The following is a 20,305-nucleotide window of genomic DNA, read 5'->3' on the forward strand; positions in this document are numbered from 1 at the left end:
TATTTGCCATTATTCAACTATAAAATTTTAATGGTTCTCCATATAAGCCTGAAGTTCTTCAAGGCTCTTGAATGTCATAAACCAATCACAAGACCAATCAGTACCAATTAAGCTGGCAGTAACATTACTTGCGCCAAAACCAAATGAATCCCAATAAGTAAGACCACTAGCTACGTCAAAACTCGCATTGTTTTCAATAAAGTCTCTACCATCCCAATAGAATACTCCTCCATCTAAGGCAGTACCTGCAAAATTGTTTGCTGCAAAACCTGGGAATGATGGCTCTGGAACCAGCTTAGTCCATTTTGTAAATGGCACAACACCGTCTGGCAAATCAACCTTCATAGCATAGATTGGGTATTCTTTGCTGTACACCCAGTTTGGTACATATTGAGGGTCACCTTCTAGCTTACCGCTAGTTGCAGGCTTACCATTTTTGTACATGCGGAAGAAGTCCATTCTAGCTTCTGCGAACGTAAGAACCATCTTACTCCCCGTTTGATGATATGCCATTTTGTGATCTGTAAACTCACATCTGATTTTATCGGCATCTGTCGTGGCTGTGAGTACTTCCTCATCAAATTCGAAATAATACTTCCCAACAGGTGTGTTCTCAGCGATATAAGCCTTAAGGTTATCAAGTGTCTCAAACGACCTGATGAAATCTACCGAATATCCTGTCTCAGATGAACGTGCAGTGATATTGAATCTAAAGTCGGAAACAAGGGTTTTCTCATCTACTGGTATAGTAGTCTCAACATCACTATCATCTATAAACGGAGCACTTCTCAAATCCCAGTAATACACATCACCAGACAAGATGCCTCCGTATTGATTCACATCCCCTCCAAATACACCTAAATCCGTTTCGAGTGAAAGATCAAAGTCTCCCAACCTAGTCATTTTCATCGCCACATATGGGAAGGAACCTCCATCGATCAAGATAGACTGGTTAAACTTCAGGTCGGATTGCTTACCACCTACAAACTCTACAGAGAGCATACCGTCAGCCACGGAAGAAGTTCCACCTTGCTGAGGTTCCCAACCTCCGTCACCATTATCAAATGTCTCATCAATTCCAACAAAAGGATATACAAACTGTGGACCTGTAATAGTCTCAGGTTGCACCACTAGTGTGATTGCACCTGTGACACCTACCGGTATAACGGCTTGTATCTCGGTGTCTGCTACAGAAATCAACTCAGCTACCGAATAGCCAGCGTCACTGGTCGAAGCAAATCTCACCTCAACATCACTCATCTCAGTACCAAAGTTCTCTCCAGTGATGGTAATAATCTCTCCAGCAGATCCTGCCGCAGGATCAATACTAGTAATCTTAGCTCCTGCCAATACGACGAAATCTTCATCAAATCCTGCCTCATTGGTCCAAACTTTTACTGTTACTTCTCCAGTTACCGCACCATATGGCACACGCACACGAATCTCTTCGTTATACACCGTGTCAATCACCTGCGATGCTACACCCCCAAAACTCACAGTTACGGCTTGAGGATAATCTCCAAAGTTAGTCCCTGTGATCACCACAAGTTCGTTAGGCTTTCCTGATTTAGGACTATAATCGCTAACTGTAATATCTGGATATTCAGTTATTTTGGGTAGTTCTTCTTCGAACTGACACGCAGAGTACACTGCGACAATCACTCCAATCACTATCCCAAAAAACGCCTTATTTTTAAATATGTCTTTCATAAGATTAAATTTTTTATAATGTACCAATAGGTTTACCATCCTGGATTCTGCAACAGCTCTTCTGTAATCAGAATATCAGCAAGTGGAATTGGAGACAAATAATTCTTTCTAGTAAAGTTTCTATTAGATGTAGCATCTAATATCACCGCATTTAGCAGTGTTCCTGTACCATTCTCAACTTTTTCCAATCCGAAAGGAAAAAACTCAGGCTTGTAAAGAGAAGCATCTGTTTCATAGATAGTACCTTCAATGATTGGCCCATGTACAGCAGCACTTAACTCTGCTTCTGCAATACCCCATCTTTTTAGATCATTGAATCGGCTGTTTTCACCAAACAACTCCAAAGTTCTCTCTCTTCTAATTTCTTCCAACATGTCTAACCCATTGTCATTCACTAAGGAATTTGATAATGGATCCAATCCAGCTCTGCCACGTGTCAAGTTGATTGAAAGATTAAGATCTGCATCACTGATTGCTCCGTCTCTTTCAAACAACGCCTCTGCATAGATCAAGTAAACCTCTGCCAATCTCAAATATGGGAAGTTTTGTGACTCCTGCGTAGTTTGTCTATAGTTAGGATAATCATATGACTCGAATTTTTGATTGGTCACACCTACACCAGATGCGGTTTCACTTTGTGCTGTGAGTGCTGGTGATCCATCCGCTGGTATATCTGAAAAGTATGACTTCATTCGATAGTCTCTATTCTTTATTTCGTCAGACATTTTATTATATCCTTGAAACAAAGCAGATTTATCAATTGGCAAACCATCCGTGCATAAGAACAAGTCCAACATTTTTCTACTTGGAGCCAAACGTCCCGCTACAGTATGACTAATCTGTGCACTAGCACCTGCTTGACGCAAAATAAAATCATAAATACCCTGAATAATAAACTCATTATTACTGGATTTGCCCAATCCCAGTGGATTAGATGCATCACCATCCAAGTTGAAAAGGTAGTAGTTACTCATGTTGTCTAGGACGTCATTGTGATTCCACAATTCGTACCCGCCGTTGTTAATCACATCGGCAGACAAAGTAATAGCCTCAGATAGCATATCAGATACTGAAGGGTATTGATCAGGCACGAAAGATCCCGCTCCTACTGTCTCTCCATCACCATCTGTGCTTGTACCCACATATTTTTCCCATGTAGCTTCATACAACAATACTCTGGCTTTCAAAGACTCAGCGGCCCACTTGCTCACTTTACCTTTGTCGCTGTCTGGTATTTCCTGCTCAATTGGCAGCCCTGCTATCGCAACATCCAAATCAGCTAAAACCTGTGCTACTACTTCATACCTGCTATTTCTTTTGGCTAATTTCAATTCTGCATCATCCAATTCGAAATTTTCGGTAATAATAGGAACTCCACCAAAATTCTGAAGCAATTCATAGTAATGGTACGCTCTGAAAAAGTAAGCCGTAGCTACATATCTATTAATATCAGCCATGTCTCCAGTGAATTCTTCACTTTTAGCGATCAATGTATTGACATCACGTAGAAAATAATAATGATTGGTCCAATAAGGATTAGTTTGTTCTACAGTGTTGGTACCACGACCCTCAGCTTGAGGCAAGGCAATCAAATCACTCCCAAAATCCATCCAGTCACCATAACCAGTATAATATGCATCTGCCAAACCGCTGCCTTTCACTCTGCTCCATCCAATCAAATTGAAGTACAATTGATTGGATGCATATTCGAAGTGCTCTGGGGTTTTGAAGTAAACCGCCTCGGTATAGCTACCTCTAGGTTCTAGGTCGATAAATCTATCTTGACAACTTGGCATCAATGCTAACAGCAGCGCGACAAGTGTTATATTTTTTAATAATTTCATCATTTCTTCGTTTAATAATTTAAATACTTAGAAAGTAATCACTGCGCCTAATGCGTAAGACCTCATGAAAGGGTAAACATTGTTGGCACTCTCTCCCATTTCAGGATCATATCCATCCTTTATACTGGTGGCTTCCCACAAATCATTTCCTGAAAAGTAAATTCTAGCTTTAGATATCTTCACGACATTCGTGATTTCCGAAGGAATGGTGTATCCAAGCACTAAAGTTTTCAAACGAATGTATTTGCTGTTCTGCAAAAAGAAATCGTTGTTTCTATAGTTGTATTGCGCTCTGGTAGAGCTAGTGGTCAACTTAGGGTACTCTGCATCTGTATTGTCCTCTGACCATGTTTTGCCCAAAAAGGCAGTCGTTTGATTAGACCATGCAGCATAGAATGGATAAGAAAGATGCCCTATTCTCTGTACATTTTGTTGCAGGTGTCCTTGGAAATTCGCCGTAAAGTCGAATCCCTTCCACGCTAAATTGGTATTGATTCCAAAAAAATAATGTGGGGCATTGTCTCCCATAAATTTCAAATCACCACCTTCTTCGGCAGTAGCAGAAATCTGACCATTACCATCCAAATCCTTTTTGATGATGTCTCCAGGTCTCAGTATAGATGTACCAGTTGGTAATTCCCCACCACCACCATACGCTGCGTAGTATGCATCTACCTCATCTTGTGTCTGAAACAATCCGTCTGTCTCGTACATCCAATATGCGTTCAATGGGTACCCCACACGGTATTGGTCATTCGAGGCATTGTTCAACCCAGCAACCCAGCTTTCAGCACCTTCTAATGACACCAACTCATTGGTATTGTTAGCCATATTGACTGATATACCATATCTCAATTCACCAACTTGATCTTTCCACCCAAGGACTGCTTCCCAACCTTTGGTTCTAAGGTGTCCTATATTTTGTGTAGGAGCAGTTCCTCCCAATCCTGACCAGAACACTTGACTAGCCAACATGTTTGGGTTGTTCTTGATAAAATAATCAAAGCTTCCAGACAGTTTATGCTTAAACATCGTAAACTCAACGCCAAGGTTTGTCATCTGTACTCGTTCCCAGGTTCTTACGTTGGTCGTCACACTACTCACCCTAGCTCTGGTTTGATTCGCAGGATCGACACCAAATGGAATAGTACCAAATGCCATCGTAGACAAATAATCATTCTCTCCAATACCCGCTTGACTTCCCATTTCAGACCAACTTGCCTTCAACTTCAAAAAACTAAGTATCGAATTGTTGCGCAAGAAACTCTCCTCTGACACCACCCATCCGAGTGATCCAGAGAAATAGTTTTGCCACTTGTAACCATCGGCAAACCTAGAAGAAGCATCTGCTCTGCCCAATGCTTCGACCAAATACTTTCCTTGGTAGTCGTAGTTAAATCTACCAATGTATGAATACAGACCCCAATTTCCTTCACCACTCTTATTGGTTTGGACACCCGTGCCTAAGCTTAGCGTATATACATCCAAGGATTCTATACCATCTCTTCTTGCTTCGATGTTTGACGACCTATCAAGATCAGCAGTCACACCCCCCATTAACTTAAAATTATGCCCGGAACCGATAGTCTTAGTATATGTCAAATAAGCATTGTATGACTCTCTGGTTGATTCCAAAAATTTAGAATTGATATAAGTGGTTGCATTGGCATCTTGTACCAAAACACCTGCCCAAGTGTACAATGGAACAGACAATACATATTTATCTTCCATATCAGATCTTTGACGGTAAGATGCCAAAACCTTGAATTCCAGTCCTTCTACTATCTGAGCTGTCAATCCTACATTGATCTTGGTAATATGGTTTTCCTTTTCTTCTCTACCTCCATCAACAGTCTGGCCTACAGAGTTTCTATTTCCTATTTCAAAATTAGAAAACCACTGGCCGTAAGGGTTGTAGGCAGGAAAGATCGGAGGGTCACTGAAGATACTACCCGCTTGAAGTCCCGTAGATGGAGATGATGTTTTAATAAACTGATGAGACAATCCTACATCCAGACTGATTCGATCAGTGATTTTCTGATCTACATTCATTCTAAATGTATATTGCTTCTGTCCGTCATATGCAGTCTTCAACGCACCTTGGTCATCAGAGAAATTCCCAGATACTCTATAGTTCGTTTTATCGGTTGCTCCAGAGATAGACAAATTATGTTGCTGTGAATAGGCATTGCCATACATCTCGTCAAATCGATCAGCATCTCCTAGATAAATCGATCCCCAAGCCGTGTCGTCATAAACTCTTTCTACACCGTTGGACATATCGACCAAATTCTCTCTTGTACCCCATTGCAGGTACTGACCGTTACCTTCAGCATCGACTGCTGCTAAAAAGGCTGTACCAAATTCACTCATGTTTGGCACAGGAGGTTTATTACCTATGGTCTTCACACGGTAGCTACCACTATACTGAACCTGCATAGCGCCAGAGCCTTTTTTTGTCGTCACCAAAATAACCCCGTTGGCTGCTCTGGACCCATAGATCGCAGCAGAACCATCCTTTAGGACAGTCACCGATGCAATATCATCTGGGTTCATGTTGTTGAACTCCGTCTCTACAGATGGTACTCCATCAATCACATAAAGAACCGAACCTCCATTGATCGAAGTAGTCCCTCTGATACTGACATTCATGTCCTCATTTCCTGGACGAGCACTTGCTCTTGTGATCTGAAGTCCTGGAGTCTGTCCTTGCAAAGACAACAAAGGATTGTTGACGGCTTGACTTTGAAAAGCCTTGTCATCGACAACCTCTACAGCACCAGTCATAGTCTGCTTGGTTTGTTCACCATATCCCACGATGATGACCTCTTCTAGACTTTGTGCGTCCACTTCCATGTTGACCGTGAATTGCGAACGTCCCCCTACTGTTATATTTTGAGATACATATCCAATAAAGGATACTGTGATCTGAGCGGATTGATCGGTAACTTTCATGCTGAACTTACCATCTAGATCAGAAGTAGTACCATTGGTAGTACCTACTTCCATGATCGTTGCTCCTGGCAATCCTATGCCAGTTTCGTCTAATATCTGCCCAGAAATCTGGGTTCCTTGTGCGTAAACTGATATTGCCGATAAGCAAATCAGCATCAACACAACCATACCTCTTGATAGAGTATATGCTATACTTTTAGTTATAGTTCTTTTCATAAATTTAGTTTCATAATTAATGCTTAATACCTTACTGATAAGGTGCTACTTGCTCAGGTCCCAGACTCCCTTCTAGTCATACAGGACTGTTGACAAGTTGCTAATCTGACGGTGTAATTTTTTGTCTCATAAGTTTATCGTTTTAAATAATCATCCATTACAGTGTAAACCGAGCTCATGGTTTACAATACAATCTTAGATATTCAAGTTATGAAGCGATATAATTCATGATTCATTGGTTATAAAACATCGCCCAAAAGGCTCATACGCTCAAACAGAGCCGTTTTTCGCTCATTTTTAGGCCTAGAAAAAAAAATTACAAAATTTAAAAGAGCGATAAGTTATAGAGTATCAAGACGATTCCTAGGCAAAGACATAGCTCAACTCAGGAATCTCACGCACCGTGCCCCTCACTTGCAAACTCTTGAGGAGTCTTGCCAAATAGTTCTCGAAAAGTTTTGGAAAAATAAGCAGTCGAGTTGAAGCCAGACATGTAAGCTATTTCTTTGATAGAACCAGTTTTCTTCTTCAACAGCTCTGCCGCGTATTTGAGACGAATGGTTCGGATAAAATTGCTAGGATTTTGCCCAGTGAGGGAATTGACCTTTCGATAGAAGTGCGACCGACTCACCCCTATCTCGTGGAGTAGTTGCTCCAGCCCAAAATCAGAGTCGCTTACATTGTCAACTATAATCTTGGTCACATCGTCCAAAAATTTCTCATCCAGCGAATTGGTGGTCAATTCATTGGATGCGATAATTCCTGTTTGAGATAGAAATTTTTCTCTCAGTCTCTTTTTCGATTCAAGTAAGTTTTTGATCCGTGCCCGCAGTACGTGTACATTGAAAGGTTTAGGCAAATAGGCATCTGCTCCAATATTATAACCTTCTATTCTATCTTCTTCCAGACTACGAGCAGTCAGCAATATGACAGGGATATGACAGGTGTCTGGATTGGTTTTGACCGAACTACACATCTCAAAACCATCCATCTCTGGCATCATGACATCACTGATGATGATATCTGGATAAAACTTCAAAGCCTTTTCTAAACCTTCTCGACCATTGGCGGCTTCTTTGATTTTAAATTGATGTCTCAGTTCATTTTTGAGATGTAACCTTAGTTCCTTGTTGTCCTCTACAATCAATATGGTTTGACGATCAGCAGTATCTATGTCTATTTGCTCGTCTGCATCCAAAATATCCATATCTGAAATTGACAACTCGTACTCCAGAGATTTAATGCTGTTCATATCAAAATCTTTGATATTACGCCTTACTTCCTGATTGGATCGCAGTGCATCACGCAGTTGTTTACTTTCTTGTGGTAGTCTCACTGTGAAGCGACTTCCCTTGCCGTACTCACTATCGACCAAGATTACTCCATCATGTTGCTCTACCAGACTCTTAGTAAAGTTGAGTCCTATCCCTGTACCAGAATTGGTGCTATCAATATGAAAAAATCTCTCGAAAATAGCTGCTTGCTGTTCCTTTTTGAGTCCTATGCCTGTGTCTTCCACGATGATCTCTACATACTCCTCAGAAGTCTTTTTTGCTGAAAACATAGGCTCCAAGGTATTCTTGGTGTATTGTCTGACTGATACTCGTATGCTACCAGCAGGTGGCGTGAATTTGAGCGCGTTGGACAATAGGTTGGTAACGATCTTCTCCATTTTGTCTGGATCAAACCATATATATATGTTTTCTACATTGGACTCAAAGTCCAATGCAATGGATTTTTCCTTCGCCAAATCCTCAAAGAGTTTTGAAATATCCTTGGTAAAACTCACGATATCCCCTTTCAGGGGGTCTAGCGGTGCCTTACCCAAATCCATTTTTCTAAAATCCAGCAACTGATTGACTAGATTAAGAAGTTTTCGTGCACTTCTTTGGATCGTGTATGCAGAATTTTTGACAATCTCAGGATCATCAAACGACGAAATGATCTTATCAACTGGGTTCAAAATCAAAGTCAACGGTGTTCTAAATTCGTGAGATACATTTATGAAGAACTGAAGTTTCATCTGATCCAATTCATGTGTTCGTTCTTCATTGATCATCTTTGAGTAATATTTAAAAACAGCCCAAACCACCAGTGATACCAAACAAAAATAGATAGCATACGCCCACCATGTCTTCCAAGGCGGAGGCAATATTCGAATATTCAGTTTGGCAGAAGGGGAACCTTTCCAAACCCCATCCAACGAGGCTTTCACCTCGAACTGATACTTTCCAGGGGGTAAACCTGAATAATTGGCTGTCCGACTCTTTCCAGCATTTACATAGTCTTGATCAGCACCGTGCAATTGATAAGCATATTTTACTCTGTCAGGATTATGAAAATGCAGTGAGACAAATTCCAAAGTGATGTACCCCTCGTTGTATTTCAGAACTATTTCCTTCGTTTTGTCAAAAAAGTCCTCCAAGATGACTCGCCCATTTACTTCCTCACCTACATGCACAGGTTGGTTCAACAATTTCAACTCGGTAATCCTAGGCCCACCTTCTAGTGAGTCTTGTTCGATTTTTTTTGGATCAAACAGGTTGAATCCGTTGATCCCCCCCGCCAATATCCGTCCGTCTGTCATTTTGATGATTGACTTGCTTTGGTATTCCATCCCTTGTAGTCCATCATTGATATTGTAATTTTTAAAACTCTCTGTCACTGGATCGAAATGACTCATGCCACTTTTGGTGATGATCCATAGCTGGTGCTGATCATCCTCTTCTATGCCAATGACGAGGTTGTTGGGAATCCCGTCCTTCGTAGAGTAAGTTTTGATCAACTCAAATTCACTGTTCAAATGATGAAGTCCTATATCTGACCCTACCCAAATGCCTCCATGATGGTCTTCCATGATGGTATTCACCAAATTACCTGTGATATTAGGCTCCATTATGGAATGAAATTTCAACCCATTCTCTATATCTCCAGCTATACTCGTCCAACACATCCCTACAGATGTCCCTATCAGGAGTCTATCTTTGGAATCTACATAAAGTGAAAAAACATAATTGCCTATGATGCTAGTGGAATCAAGTGCATTGTGTTTGAAAAAACTAAACTTGCCATCTCGTGGATCCAAGAGATTGAGACCTGCTTCTTGAGTGCCTATCCATAATCTATGACGGGCATCCTCTATCGCACACCATACAGAGTTTTGACCTATACTATTGGTGGTATTGTCATGTTTGTATTGTTTAAAAATCCCCGTTTTAGGATTCAGTTTATTTAGTCCTCCATCTAAGGTGCAAATCCAAATCCCACCATCAAAACACTTTTCGAGGTAGAGTATCTTGTCGGAACTCAAAGAGTTAGGTTGACGGGGATCGTGCTTGTATTGCTTGAAGGTGCCTTGTGACTCATCAAAAAGATTGAGTCCTGCTCCATCTGTACCTATCCATATATTTTGATTAACATCTTGAAGCACCGACTGGGCAATCCTGATATCAGATCCATTAGATTTTTTATAGAAGTGATGGCCAAATGCACTCTTGGAAATGTCAAGTTTAGCCATTCCTTCGTTGTAAGTGGCTATCCAAAAAATACTGTCTTTGTCCTGCAAAATCTTGGAAGTCTGGTTGTTGGGCAAAGAAAAAGGGTCCGCTGGATCGTGTACCAATGTATGAACCAATGACCCTTTGGCATCCAATACATAGATGCCATGATCAGATGTTGCTATCCATATATAACCTCCAGCACCCTGATATATATCATAGATAGCTATGCTCTCTGTTGTGATTTGAGGTAGATAGAACTCTCCCGAGGTGTCCATGATCGACAGTTGCGAAAGATCGTTTCCTATCCAGACCTTTCCTTCTCGATCCACCAGTAGGGATTTAGGCTGATGATCCAACCTATCTCCCCCTTGATTTTTGATCGCGATTCTTTCAAAATCATCTGTATCACTGCGGTATCTATGGACATGATTACCTCCTGTCACCATCCATATCTGGCCGTCTTTGTCTATATCTATTCTTGAGACATCATTATGATCTATAGAATATGAATTTGACGGGTTGTGTACATAATGTGTGAAACGTAATTTTTCATAATCCCCACCCGCTATTTCATCGAGTGGCGCTTTGCTTATCCCATTTTTTGTCGCAACCCATATCTCATTGGTCAGGCTATTGTAATTGATATCATTGATGACAGCTCGGGTGCTGGCTCTCACAAAATCCCCCTTGTACAATTGGATGCGCCTAAACACACCACGCTCTCGACGGTAAATATTCAAGCCATTTTTGGTACCCACCCATAGATTACCATAGCGATCTTCTTCTATAGCCTGGACTCGGTTGTTGCTGATAGATGCCGTGTCATTGATAATGGGACGAAAGATTTTGAATGTATAGCCATCGTAGCGATTGAGACCATCAATGGTACCAAACCATAGGAATCCCTGACTGTCCTGATAGACGTCCACACAGGTACTGCTTGACAGCCCCTCAAGTGTTGAATATTTCTCAAATTTTAAATTGGAAAACTGAGCCTGAAGTGTTTGCATCACCAAACAGCACATCAGACTATACAACAGATAGTATTTAATCCTTTTTGCTTTCATAATCTTTCTCACCCCTTTTTGCTGCACAGTGCAGTCTATAACTCCCCGTCGATCGCCTAACCTTTCCCAATTATCGGCTGTTCAACTACTGCTATAAAATCGCATCAATCTGGCGCAGATTGATGCGATTCATAATTACTGTGCTCTAAATATAGGAAAATCTTCTACTCGCTCGCAACAAACTTGCTCCATTACTTGTTGTAGTTGTGTTTTGAGCATTCCGATGATGTGGTCACCTCCTTCATTGCCCAGTGCTGCTACGCTGTACATGAAGCTTCGTCCCATGAAAGTAAACTCCGCACCACTCGCCAATGTCCTCGCCACATCTGGTCCTGAACGCAGACCACTATCCATCATGATTTTGATCTGTCCTTTGTATTTTTCTGCGATTTTGGTGAGAGGTGCAATCGTTGATTGCCCTGCATCCAGTTGGCGTCCTCCGTGATTGGAGACGATGATCCCGTCCAAACCTAGTTTAATGGCTCGCTCGGTATCTTCCTCACTGGCTACACCTTTTAGCACAATTTTTCCCTTCCATTTGTCACGAATGGCAGCTACTTTGTCTTCATTGAGTCTCCCTGAAAACGTCTGATCCATGAATTTCCCCAGCTGCTTCATGTTTAGTCCCTTAGGCATGTAGGGAATCAAAGTCTTGAAATTAGGTTGACCATGTAGCAGTGTCTTGACGGCCCATTCTGGACGCCCCATAATCTGGAGTATATTGCTCAGTGTCATCCTAGGGGGCATGGCTAGTCCGTTTCGTATATCTCTGGGACGAAACCCAAAAGTTGGCACATCAGACAACAGTACCAAAACGGGGCATTCTGCTGCTTCGGCTCGCTTCAAAATATCGTCTCTCACCTCCTCTTTGGCTGGATGATAAAGTTGAAACCAGGCTCTGCCTTCTGTCAGTTCGCTGGCACGCTCTATGCTCATAGTCGTGACCGTGCTAAGGATAAAGGGCACATTGTGACGGTAGGCCGCTTTGGCTAAAATCTCAGGTGCATTGGGCCACATCAACCCTTGCAGTCCTACAGGGGCAATACCAAATGGGGCATCATAGGTATGTCCAAAAAGCTCTGTGGACATATCCGATTGAATATGCTTGCTCAAATATTGCGGAATGAGCTGCACATCACGAATCTCCTTGGTATTGCGAATCAGATTGACGTCCTCATTGCATCCCCCATCCAAATACTCAAATGCGAAACGAGGTATTTTCTTCTTGGCCTTTTCGATCAAGTCCTCAATCGAAGGATAGCCTGAATTGTATGTCCATTTACTCATAATTCAAATATTTTATTCATCAAAACCCATTTCTCATTTCCTGTAGCGAACGGCAATCTTGCCTGGTATTGATCCATCAATTGCTCCCATTCTTGTACTTTGGGATTGGCCTCATCTATCTCATTTTTGCGCTGAAAGGAAAACTCCTCGTCAGCCTCTATCATCATAAACAGTCTGTTGGCTACTTGATAAATCTCCATAGTATGGATCCCAGATTCTTTGATGCTATCCAGTATCTCAGGCCATACTTGCTGATGGTGCGTTATGTATGCTGCAATCAAAGATTCATCGTCTTTTAGATCCAGTGTAAGCGTATATTTTTTCATCTCCAATTAAATTTTACCTCTCATCACACGAATACCATAGCTGGCAATGAATACAAAACACAACAAGGGCAATACAAAAGAAAAATTGACCTCCGACACGCCTAATATCTGTACATCTGCATATCCGTCACCTCCCAAATCCAAAATCATTCCTTGAAAAGCGGGCATCAGCGCGCCGCCTACGATAGCCATGACCAAGCCAGCAGCACCAATTTTGGACTCGTCCTCTGTCAATCCTTCTAGGGCTATCCCATATATCGTCGGGAACATCAGGGACATACAAAACGATATCGTCACCAAACAATAGAGTCCAAAAATGCCTTGAATAAAAATGGTACCAAGTGTAAAAACAATAGCTAATAAAGAGAGCAACGCCAATAATCGACCAGAATTGATAAAACGCAGCAGGTAAGTACATAAGAACCGACCCACGAAAAACAAAATAAAGGCAGCAAATTGATAACTCCCTGCAGTGACACCATCCACTCCCATCGACTCTGCATACTGGTAGATATAGGTCCAGCACATGATCTGTACACCTACATAAAAGGCTTGAGCCAATACACCCTGTGCATAATGTGGTTTTTTGATCAGTACCTTGATGATCTCCCAAGTACTAAGATTGTCATCTTCATCTTTGCTCTCTGGCATGTTGCTGATGACGATCAAGATGAAAACCCCTATCACCACCAAGCCTAAGACCACATAGGGGTCTCTAATCACCATCAAATCAGATTGTCGTATAACGGTTTTGGCTGTTTCTGATAAATCCGAAAACTTCACATCATCAGATTTCAGCTTGGCCAACACAAAATTCTGTGCCACCAGCAGCCCTCCAATCAAGCCGACAGGATTGAAGGATTGCGCCAGATTCAAACGACGGGTCGCAGTTTCCTTACTTCCCATTGATAAGATGTAAGGGTTCGCAGTTGTCTCCAAAAAAGCCAAACCAAAAGTCAATACATACAAGCCTATCAAGAAAAAACCAAACTGCTCTGTAACGGCCGCTGGATAAAAAAGCAATGCGCCCGTAGCGTACAGACCTAGACCTATGAGGATTCCTGTTTTGTAGGAGAACTTCCGTATAAACATGGATGCTGGCAATGCCATGGTAAAATAACCTCCATAAAATGCCAACTGTACCAGCGAAGCTTGGAGATTGTTGAGTTCAAGTACTTTTTTGAATGCAGATACCATCGGATCGGTTACTGCATTAGCAAATCCCCACAAAGCAAACAGGGAAGTAATCAATATAAAAGGTAACAGTATCTGTCTGGATACCACTTTGTCATTTTTCATCATCATGCTTAATTTAGTCCTTTGTGATTAGGTCGTAGAACGATCCAAATGTACATATCCTCCATCTACAAAGAGCCACTGGCCAGTAGTGTGAGCACTACGCTCTGAGAGTAAAAACACAGTCATCGCCGCAATTTCAGCTGCTTCGGTCATGCGTTTTTCTAAAGGAATTTTTTCTACGATACGTGCTAGTTTCTCATCTGGGTTGTCAAAGGTATTGAGCCATGTCCTATAAAGTGGCGTCATCACTTCGGCTGGCAAGATGGCATTGACTCGAATACTGTATGGTGCCAACTCTACAGCCCATTCTCGTGTCAGAGCCAATTGAGCCCCTTTGCTCGCTGCATAGCCAGACGTCCCACCTTGACCTGTCACGGCAGTCTTAGAACTGATGTTGACAATTGATCCTTTACTCTCCTTGAGATATGGGAGCGCATAGTGTACCATATCGTAGTAGTGCGTCAAATTCGTCATTACAGATTGTTTAAACCTGGAAGGACTGCCTGACTCCAGCCCTACGCCATCATTGGCACCTGCATTGTTGACCACACCATCAATTTGACCAAATGTCTGGATGGCCTGATCGACAATTCCACGACAAAGATCATCTTCACCTAGCTCAGTTACGATGTTGAGACACTTACCTCCGAGAGATTTGATTTTCTTTTCTAGTGCTTGACCTGCCGCTTCTGAGCGACCTACAATCACTGGAATGGCACCTTCGGCGACCAACTCCATCGTGATGGCTTCCCCAATTCCTTTGGCTCCACCAGTCACTATGTACACTTTATCTTTTAGTTTTAAATCCATTTTTTTAGTAATTAAACTCAACTATTGAGTGTTTATACTTTTATGCTATAGAAATCTGCGGCAGTCTTGCCCATGATTTGATCCTGCTCAAATACTGACAAGGATGCGATATAGTCTGCCAATAGGTCGTGCACCTGACCATAATCCGCTGCCAGCAAACATACTGGCCAGTCCGAACCATACATCAAGCGCTTTGCCCCAAAATGCTCCATACAAAAATCCAAGTATGGTGCAAAATCATCACGGTCCCAGGACTGCCAACCTGCCTCCGTGACCATACCAGATAGCTTGACAGCAACGTGATCAAACCGACTGATTTTCTCCATCTGTTTTGCCCATTCGGCGAATGATGCTTGCTGGATGTTGGGCTTGGCGATATGATCTATCACCAATGGCATCTCAGGCAAAAGTTGTATCAATTGGGTCGCTTCATCCAACTGTGATTCAGTGATCAAGATATCATAGGTCAAGTTGTGATCCTTCAGTTTTTTGACACCTTGTACAAATTGATCCTCTGTCATATATCCAGCAGTTTCTGCTTGGAGGATATGTCGGACTCCTTTGAAATAAGGATTAGCTACATAGCGCTGCAAATCTGTCGACAGATTATCCGATCGGAGATCTACCCAACCCACCACAGCTTTGATACAATCGTGCTGCTGGGCTAGTCCTAGCAAGAAGTCCGTTTCTGTCAAGGACTGATCTGCTTGCACAGCAACACATCCATCTATGCCTCTTGTCTCTAACAAAGGCTGCAAATCAGCGGGCATAAAATCCCGCCGAATGACTGACATCTCCTCTGTGATCCAAGCGTCTCGCTGCGGATCAAATTGCCAAAAGTGCTGATGGGCATCTAACCTCATTGTCCTGAATAAGCTACAGCAGTTTGCTTTGAGGTACCCAAACCGTCGATTCCCAGCTCCATGACATCCCCTGGTTTCAAGTACACGGGAGGATTGAACCCTAAACCTACTCCTGCTGGTGTACCCGTAGATATGATATCGCCAGGCTCCAAAGTCATGAATTGCGACAAGTAACTGATCACAGTAGGAATATCAAATACAAAATCAGAGGTATAACCATCCTGAATTTTCTTTCCATTCAATTTCAACCACAGGTTCAAATTGTGAGGGTCTGCTACTTCGTCAGCTGTGACAATGTATGGCCCTAGTGGTGCAAAAGTATCACAACTCTTACCTTTGACCCATTGACCACCACGCTCTAGTTGAAAAGCACGCTCACTCACGTCGTTGTGCAAGGCATAGCCTAGGACATAGTTCATGGCATCTGCCTCACTCACATAGCTCGCAGTTTTGCCTATCACCACGGCCAATTCTACTTCCCAATCGCTCTTTTGGCTGCCTTTAGGTATCACCACATCGTCATTGGGTCCACAAAGACTAGAGGTAGCTTTAAAGAAAACAACAGGCTCCTTGGGCACTTCCATGCCACTTTCTTCGGCATGTTTTCTGTAATTCAGTCCAATGCAAATAATCTTGCCCGGACGATATATCGGCGCGTCAAATTCTGGATTAGTGATCGTCTTTAAGGACTGAGAGTCTAAGAGTGATTGAACTTCTTTCACTTTATTGTGATCAAAGAAATCTCTATCGATATCCTTTATATGCTGAGATAGGTCATAGTGTACATCACCTACACTGACTCCTGGCAATACTTGGTTGTCTTGTCTGTATCTAAAAAGTTTCATATCTGTTTCTTTTCAATTAATTAATTAATTATTCAATGTGATAAATCCTCCATCTATTGGAAAATCACTACCTGTGATAAATGATGCCTCATCTGAGCACAAGTAAAGCACCAAATCACCAATTTCTTCTGGTTTACCCATGCGTCCAATCGGTTGTGTTTTGGATAGTGCCTCAAACATTTCTGCTTCATTTCCTGGATAGTTTTTGGATAGAAACCCATCTACAAACGGTGTATGCACTCTGGCTGGAGAGATGCTGTTGCAACGGATCTGCTGCGAGAGACAATCCTTGGCTACCGAAAGCGTCATGGCATGCACAGCACCTTTGCTCATAGAATAGGCAAATCGGTCGCTGATCCCAACATGCGCTGCAATAGACGACATATTGACGATGGCTCCACCCTTGCTTTTCATCATCCCTACACCAGTCTGCAGACAATGAAATACTCCCTTGACATTGACTGCATAGATTCGGTCGAGATCTTCTGGAGTCGTATTGCTCAGGTTACCTATGTGCGCAATGCCAGCGTTATTCACCAAAATATCCAAGGGATTGCCGTCGGTAGCTTTGGAGAAAGCTGCCTGTACACTACTGAGATCAGACACATCACAGGCAAAACAGGTAGCTTGCCCTCCTGCGGATCTGATTTCATCAACCACTGCACTGCCTCCCTCTTCATTCAGTTCTAGAATACCTACATCTGCACCATTGCCTGCCAATGCGATCGCTATGGCTCTGCCAATACCACTGCCTCCACCTGTGACAATGGCTCGTTTTCCTGTCAAATCAAATTTCTTTTTCATAATGAGACTCCTCTTTTCCAAAGGATAAAATCGTTTTGTTCCAAATCCATTGCCTTGGTTGATTCACCACTGGCAACTGCTATAATTTTTTCAAGTATTTCTCCCCCTACTTCCGCGATTGTTTTTTCACCTCTCGTAATAGGTCCAGCATCTAGATCGATGATGTCGCTCATTCTCTCTTTCAAACTGGTGTTGCTAGAGATTTTGATCACAGGTGCTACGGGATTGCCCGTCGGTGTCCCTAGTCCAGTAGTGAAAAGAATGATATTGGCACCTGACCCTGCCAAACCAGTCGTAGATTCGACATCATTGCCTGGGGTACACAGCAGATTCAATCCAGGTTTGGTCAATGGCTCTGTGTAGTCCAGCACATCTGTGACCAGAGATCTTCCACCCTTTTTGGCTGCTCCTGCTGATTTGATCGCATCCGTGATCAATCCATCTTTGATATTGCCTGGTGAAGGATTCATATCAAATCCTGACCCGACAGATTTGGCCTGCTGTTCATAGGCACGTTGGATGCGAACAAATTTTTCTGCGACCCGATCGTCAGCACAACGGTCTATGACATCCTGCTCCACACCGTTGAGTTCGGGAAACTCGCTAAGTATCGTAGCTGCTTGTAACGACACCAACAAATCCGAAGCATAGCCCACCGCAGGATTGGCAGAGATGCCAGAGAACCCATCAGAACCTCCACACTCCAATCCTACCACCAGCTTACTCAATGGCGCTGGTTGACGTCCTGTCTTGTTGACTTCTTTGAGTTGCTCAATGGTCTCGGAGATTGCCGTTTTGATGAGTTTTTCTTCGGATTGAATAATTTGTTGCTCCAGATAGATCACTGGTTTGTCGCCAGTAGGATACAATTCCTTTTGAATCTCCTTGAACCAATCGATCTGTGCATGTTGACAACCGAGGCTCAAGACTGTAGCACCCGCCACATTGGGGTGATGCAGGTAGCCCGCCAACAGGCGCAACAGTGTCTCGGCATCCGCACGTGTACCTCCACAACCTCCGTCGTGGTAGAGGAACTTAATGCCATCCACATTCTTAAATACCCGCTGCTGCAGTGGAGATTGATCCGCATCTACACCTCCAATCAAGTCATGCGCATATTGCATGTATTGATTGGGCTTTTTGTACCCCAATGAGGACTTGAGAGTCTCTTCGATCACTTTCAGATTCCTGTTTTCACAAAAAACCAATGGAATAAAAAGCCAATAATTGGCCGTCCCGACCTTACCATCCTGGCGATGGTACCCCATAAATGTCCTATCCTGCCATGCCGCGACATCCAGAGGTTGCCATTCGTGTTTCTTTCTGTTTTCCAGTGAAATTGGGTCTGCAAAATGAGTGACATTGGCAGTAGTAATTGTGGTTCCTGCTGCCAAATCCACATTGGCTGTACCGACTGGTACGCCGTACATATATATTTTCTCTCCTTTTTGGAGACTTTGCGTCAAAAACTTATGTTTCTGATTCACAGGATCTTTTACTTCAATGGTTGCACCATCGACTGTTACTTGTCCTCCTTCGAAATTTTCCAATGCTACGACTACATTGTCATGCTTGTCAATTTTCAAAAATCTTTTGTCATCCATAATCATTACGCTATTCTACTTTCACATAATTAGCGGAAGTCACAATCAGAGACAATTAGAACAGGCATTAATTGCTATGCACAGGTGTGCGCAGTATCTTTGTGCATGGGTAAATATGTCACACTGAAACAACTCGCTCAACAACTCAATCTCTCGCATACGACTGTCTCTAGGGCACTACACGATCACCCTCGCATCAGTCAAGCAACGATCCAAAGAGTCAAGCAACTGGCGGATGAATTGGGCTATGTGCATAATCCCAATGCCCAAATCATGAACCGCGGCAAGACGAAATTCGTCGGGGTGATTATACCAGACATTACGATCTTTTTCTATTCCAAAATAATAGAAACGCTTCAGATCGAATTGGGCAGAGTGGGCTACAGCCTACTCCTGTTCAATACCCAAGAAAATGAAGCAGAGGAAAGAAAAGCTGTTCAATCGTGCATAGAGCAAAGAGTAGCGGGCGTTTTAGCTGCGATCAGTGCTGGCACAAAGCAGCACGATCACTTTGAGAAAATATTGAAACATGAGATTCCTTTGGTGTTTTTTGATCGGGTGGTCAATTTCCTACCTGTTCCCAAAATCATTGCGGATGATTACAGAGCCTCTTATCAAGCCAACCAATACTTGATCGAAAAAGGCTGCAAATGTATCGCTCATGTCACGGCAAGTATCCATCTCAACAATAGTAATAACAGACTATATGGCTATATGGATGCCCTTACCGACAAAGGAATCACCGTAGACGAGCAACTCATAAAATACTATGAAATGAATCCTCAAAGTATTGAACGGTTTTTGATCAAAACTATCAAGAACTATCCTCAACTGGATGGCATCACGGTATTCAATGACTATGTGGCCAACGTCGTGGTAAATGCCCTGCTCAAGCTCGGAAAAAAAATACCAGATGAGATTTCGGTATTTGGGTTTTCGGACGAGCCCATCGCTAGCTACATGCACCCTCAGCTCTCCTCTGTACAGCAAGTGGCTCCAAAGATGGCGAGCCTCAGCGCTCAAAAACTCCTTTCGATCATCAATCAAGATGAAGCACTCACCGCTGAAAAAATTGTCATCAATCAACAACTAGTCATCAGAGAGTCTACTAAGAAGTAACCCCCAAATTTCTATCTCATCTCAAGCTTGGTTTTCAAAACTGGTAAAGCCGTCTG

Annotated in this window: 13 protein-coding genes; 1 reads left to right on the forward strand and 12 read right to left on the reverse strand. The window is 42.6% G+C overall.

Annotated features, from left to right (window positions below; genetic code table 11):
* Positions 1-27 precede the first annotated feature (27 nt).
* The 12 genes from N6H18_RS01380 to N6H18_RS01435 all read right to left on the reverse strand — a co-directional run bounded on the left by N6H18_RS01380 (position 28) and on the right by N6H18_RS01435 (position 19,130).
* The gene (locus N6H18_RS01380; RefSeq protein ID WP_262310056.1) at positions 28-1,710 is read right to left on the reverse strand and encodes an IPT/TIG domain-containing protein; all 1,683 of its coding nucleotides are present in this window, start codon (positions 1,708-1,710) and stop codon (positions 28-30) included.
* A 32-nt stretch (positions 1,711-1,742) separates the two neighbouring features.
* On the reverse strand, positions 1,743-3,557 hold the full coding sequence (locus N6H18_RS01385; protein WP_262310057.1) for a RagB/SusD family nutrient uptake outer membrane protein: 1,815 nt from the start codon (positions 3,555-3,557) through the stop codon (positions 1,743-1,745).
* A 24-nt stretch (positions 3,558-3,581) separates the two neighbouring features.
* Positions 3,582-6,725, reverse strand: a complete 3,144-nt coding sequence (locus N6H18_RS01390; RefSeq protein WP_262310058.1) for a SusC/RagA family TonB-linked outer membrane protein — start codon at positions 6,723-6,725, stop codon at positions 3,582-3,584.
* A gap of 394 nt (positions 6,726-7,119) precedes the next feature.
* Complete coding sequence (locus N6H18_RS01395) at positions 7,120-11,292, reverse strand: two-component regulator propeller domain-containing protein (protein ID WP_262310059.1); 4,173 nt, start codon at positions 11,290-11,292, stop codon at positions 7,120-7,122.
* 135 nt (positions 11,293-11,427) lie between these two features.
* A complete protein-coding gene (locus N6H18_RS01400) occupies positions 11,428-12,579 on the reverse strand; it encodes an alpha-hydroxy acid oxidase (RefSeq protein WP_262310060.1) in 1,152 nt (383 codons plus the stop codon).
* A complete protein-coding gene (locus N6H18_RS01405; protein ID WP_262310061.1) occupies positions 12,576-12,905 on the reverse strand; it encodes an L-rhamnose mutarotase in 330 nt (109 codons plus the stop codon). Before N6H18_RS01405 ends, N6H18_RS01400 begins: the two co-directional genes overlap by 4 nt.
* A gap of 6 nt (positions 12,906-12,911) precedes the next feature.
* Positions 12,912-14,210 carry an L-fucose:H+ symporter permease gene (fucP, locus tag N6H18_RS01410; RefSeq protein ID WP_262310062.1) on the reverse strand — a complete coding sequence of 433 codons (1,299 nt, stop codon included), beginning with the start codon at positions 14,208-14,210 and terminating at the stop codon, positions 12,912-12,914.
* 21 nt (positions 14,211-14,231) lie between these two features.
* A complete protein-coding gene (locus tag N6H18_RS01415; protein ID WP_262310063.1) occupies positions 14,232-15,014 on the reverse strand; it encodes an L-fucose dehydrogenase in 783 nt (260 codons plus the stop codon).
* Between the two features lie 32 nt (positions 15,015-15,046).
* Positions 15,047-15,877, reverse strand: coding sequence for an amidohydrolase family protein (locus N6H18_RS01420; protein ID WP_262310064.1), 831 nt, complete (start codon positions 15,875-15,877; stop codon positions 15,047-15,049).
* On the reverse strand, positions 15,874-16,722 hold the full coding sequence (locus N6H18_RS01425; RefSeq protein WP_262310065.1) for a fumarylacetoacetate hydrolase family protein: 849 nt from the start codon (positions 16,720-16,722) through the stop codon (positions 15,874-15,876). The genes N6H18_RS01420 and N6H18_RS01425 overlap by 4 nt, the downstream gene beginning before the upstream one ends.
* 24 nt (positions 16,723-16,746) lie before the next feature.
* Complete coding sequence (locus tag N6H18_RS01430; protein ID WP_262310066.1) at positions 16,747-17,526, reverse strand: SDR family NAD(P)-dependent oxidoreductase; 780 nt, start codon at positions 17,524-17,526, stop codon at positions 16,747-16,749.
* Positions 17,523-19,130 carry a UxaA family hydrolase gene (locus N6H18_RS01435; protein WP_323131529.1) on the reverse strand — a complete coding sequence of 536 codons (1,608 nt, stop codon included), beginning with the start codon at positions 19,128-19,130 and terminating at the stop codon, positions 17,523-17,525. Before N6H18_RS01435 ends, N6H18_RS01430 begins: the two co-directional genes overlap by 4 nt.
* Before the next feature lie 105 nt (positions 19,131-19,235).
* Here N6H18_RS01435 and N6H18_RS01440 point away from each other — a divergent pair, with 105 nt between their 5' ends.
* On the forward strand, positions 19,236-20,249 hold the full coding sequence (locus N6H18_RS01440; RefSeq protein WP_262310068.1) for a LacI family DNA-binding transcriptional regulator: 1,014 nt from the start codon (positions 19,236-19,238) through the stop codon (positions 20,247-20,249).
* Positions 20,250-20,305 lie beyond the last annotated feature (56 nt).

The organism is Reichenbachiella agarivorans, assembly GCF_025502585.1.
Classification (GTDB): Bacteria; Bacteroidota; Bacteroidia; order Cytophagales; family Cyclobacteriaceae; genus Reichenbachiella; species Reichenbachiella agarivorans.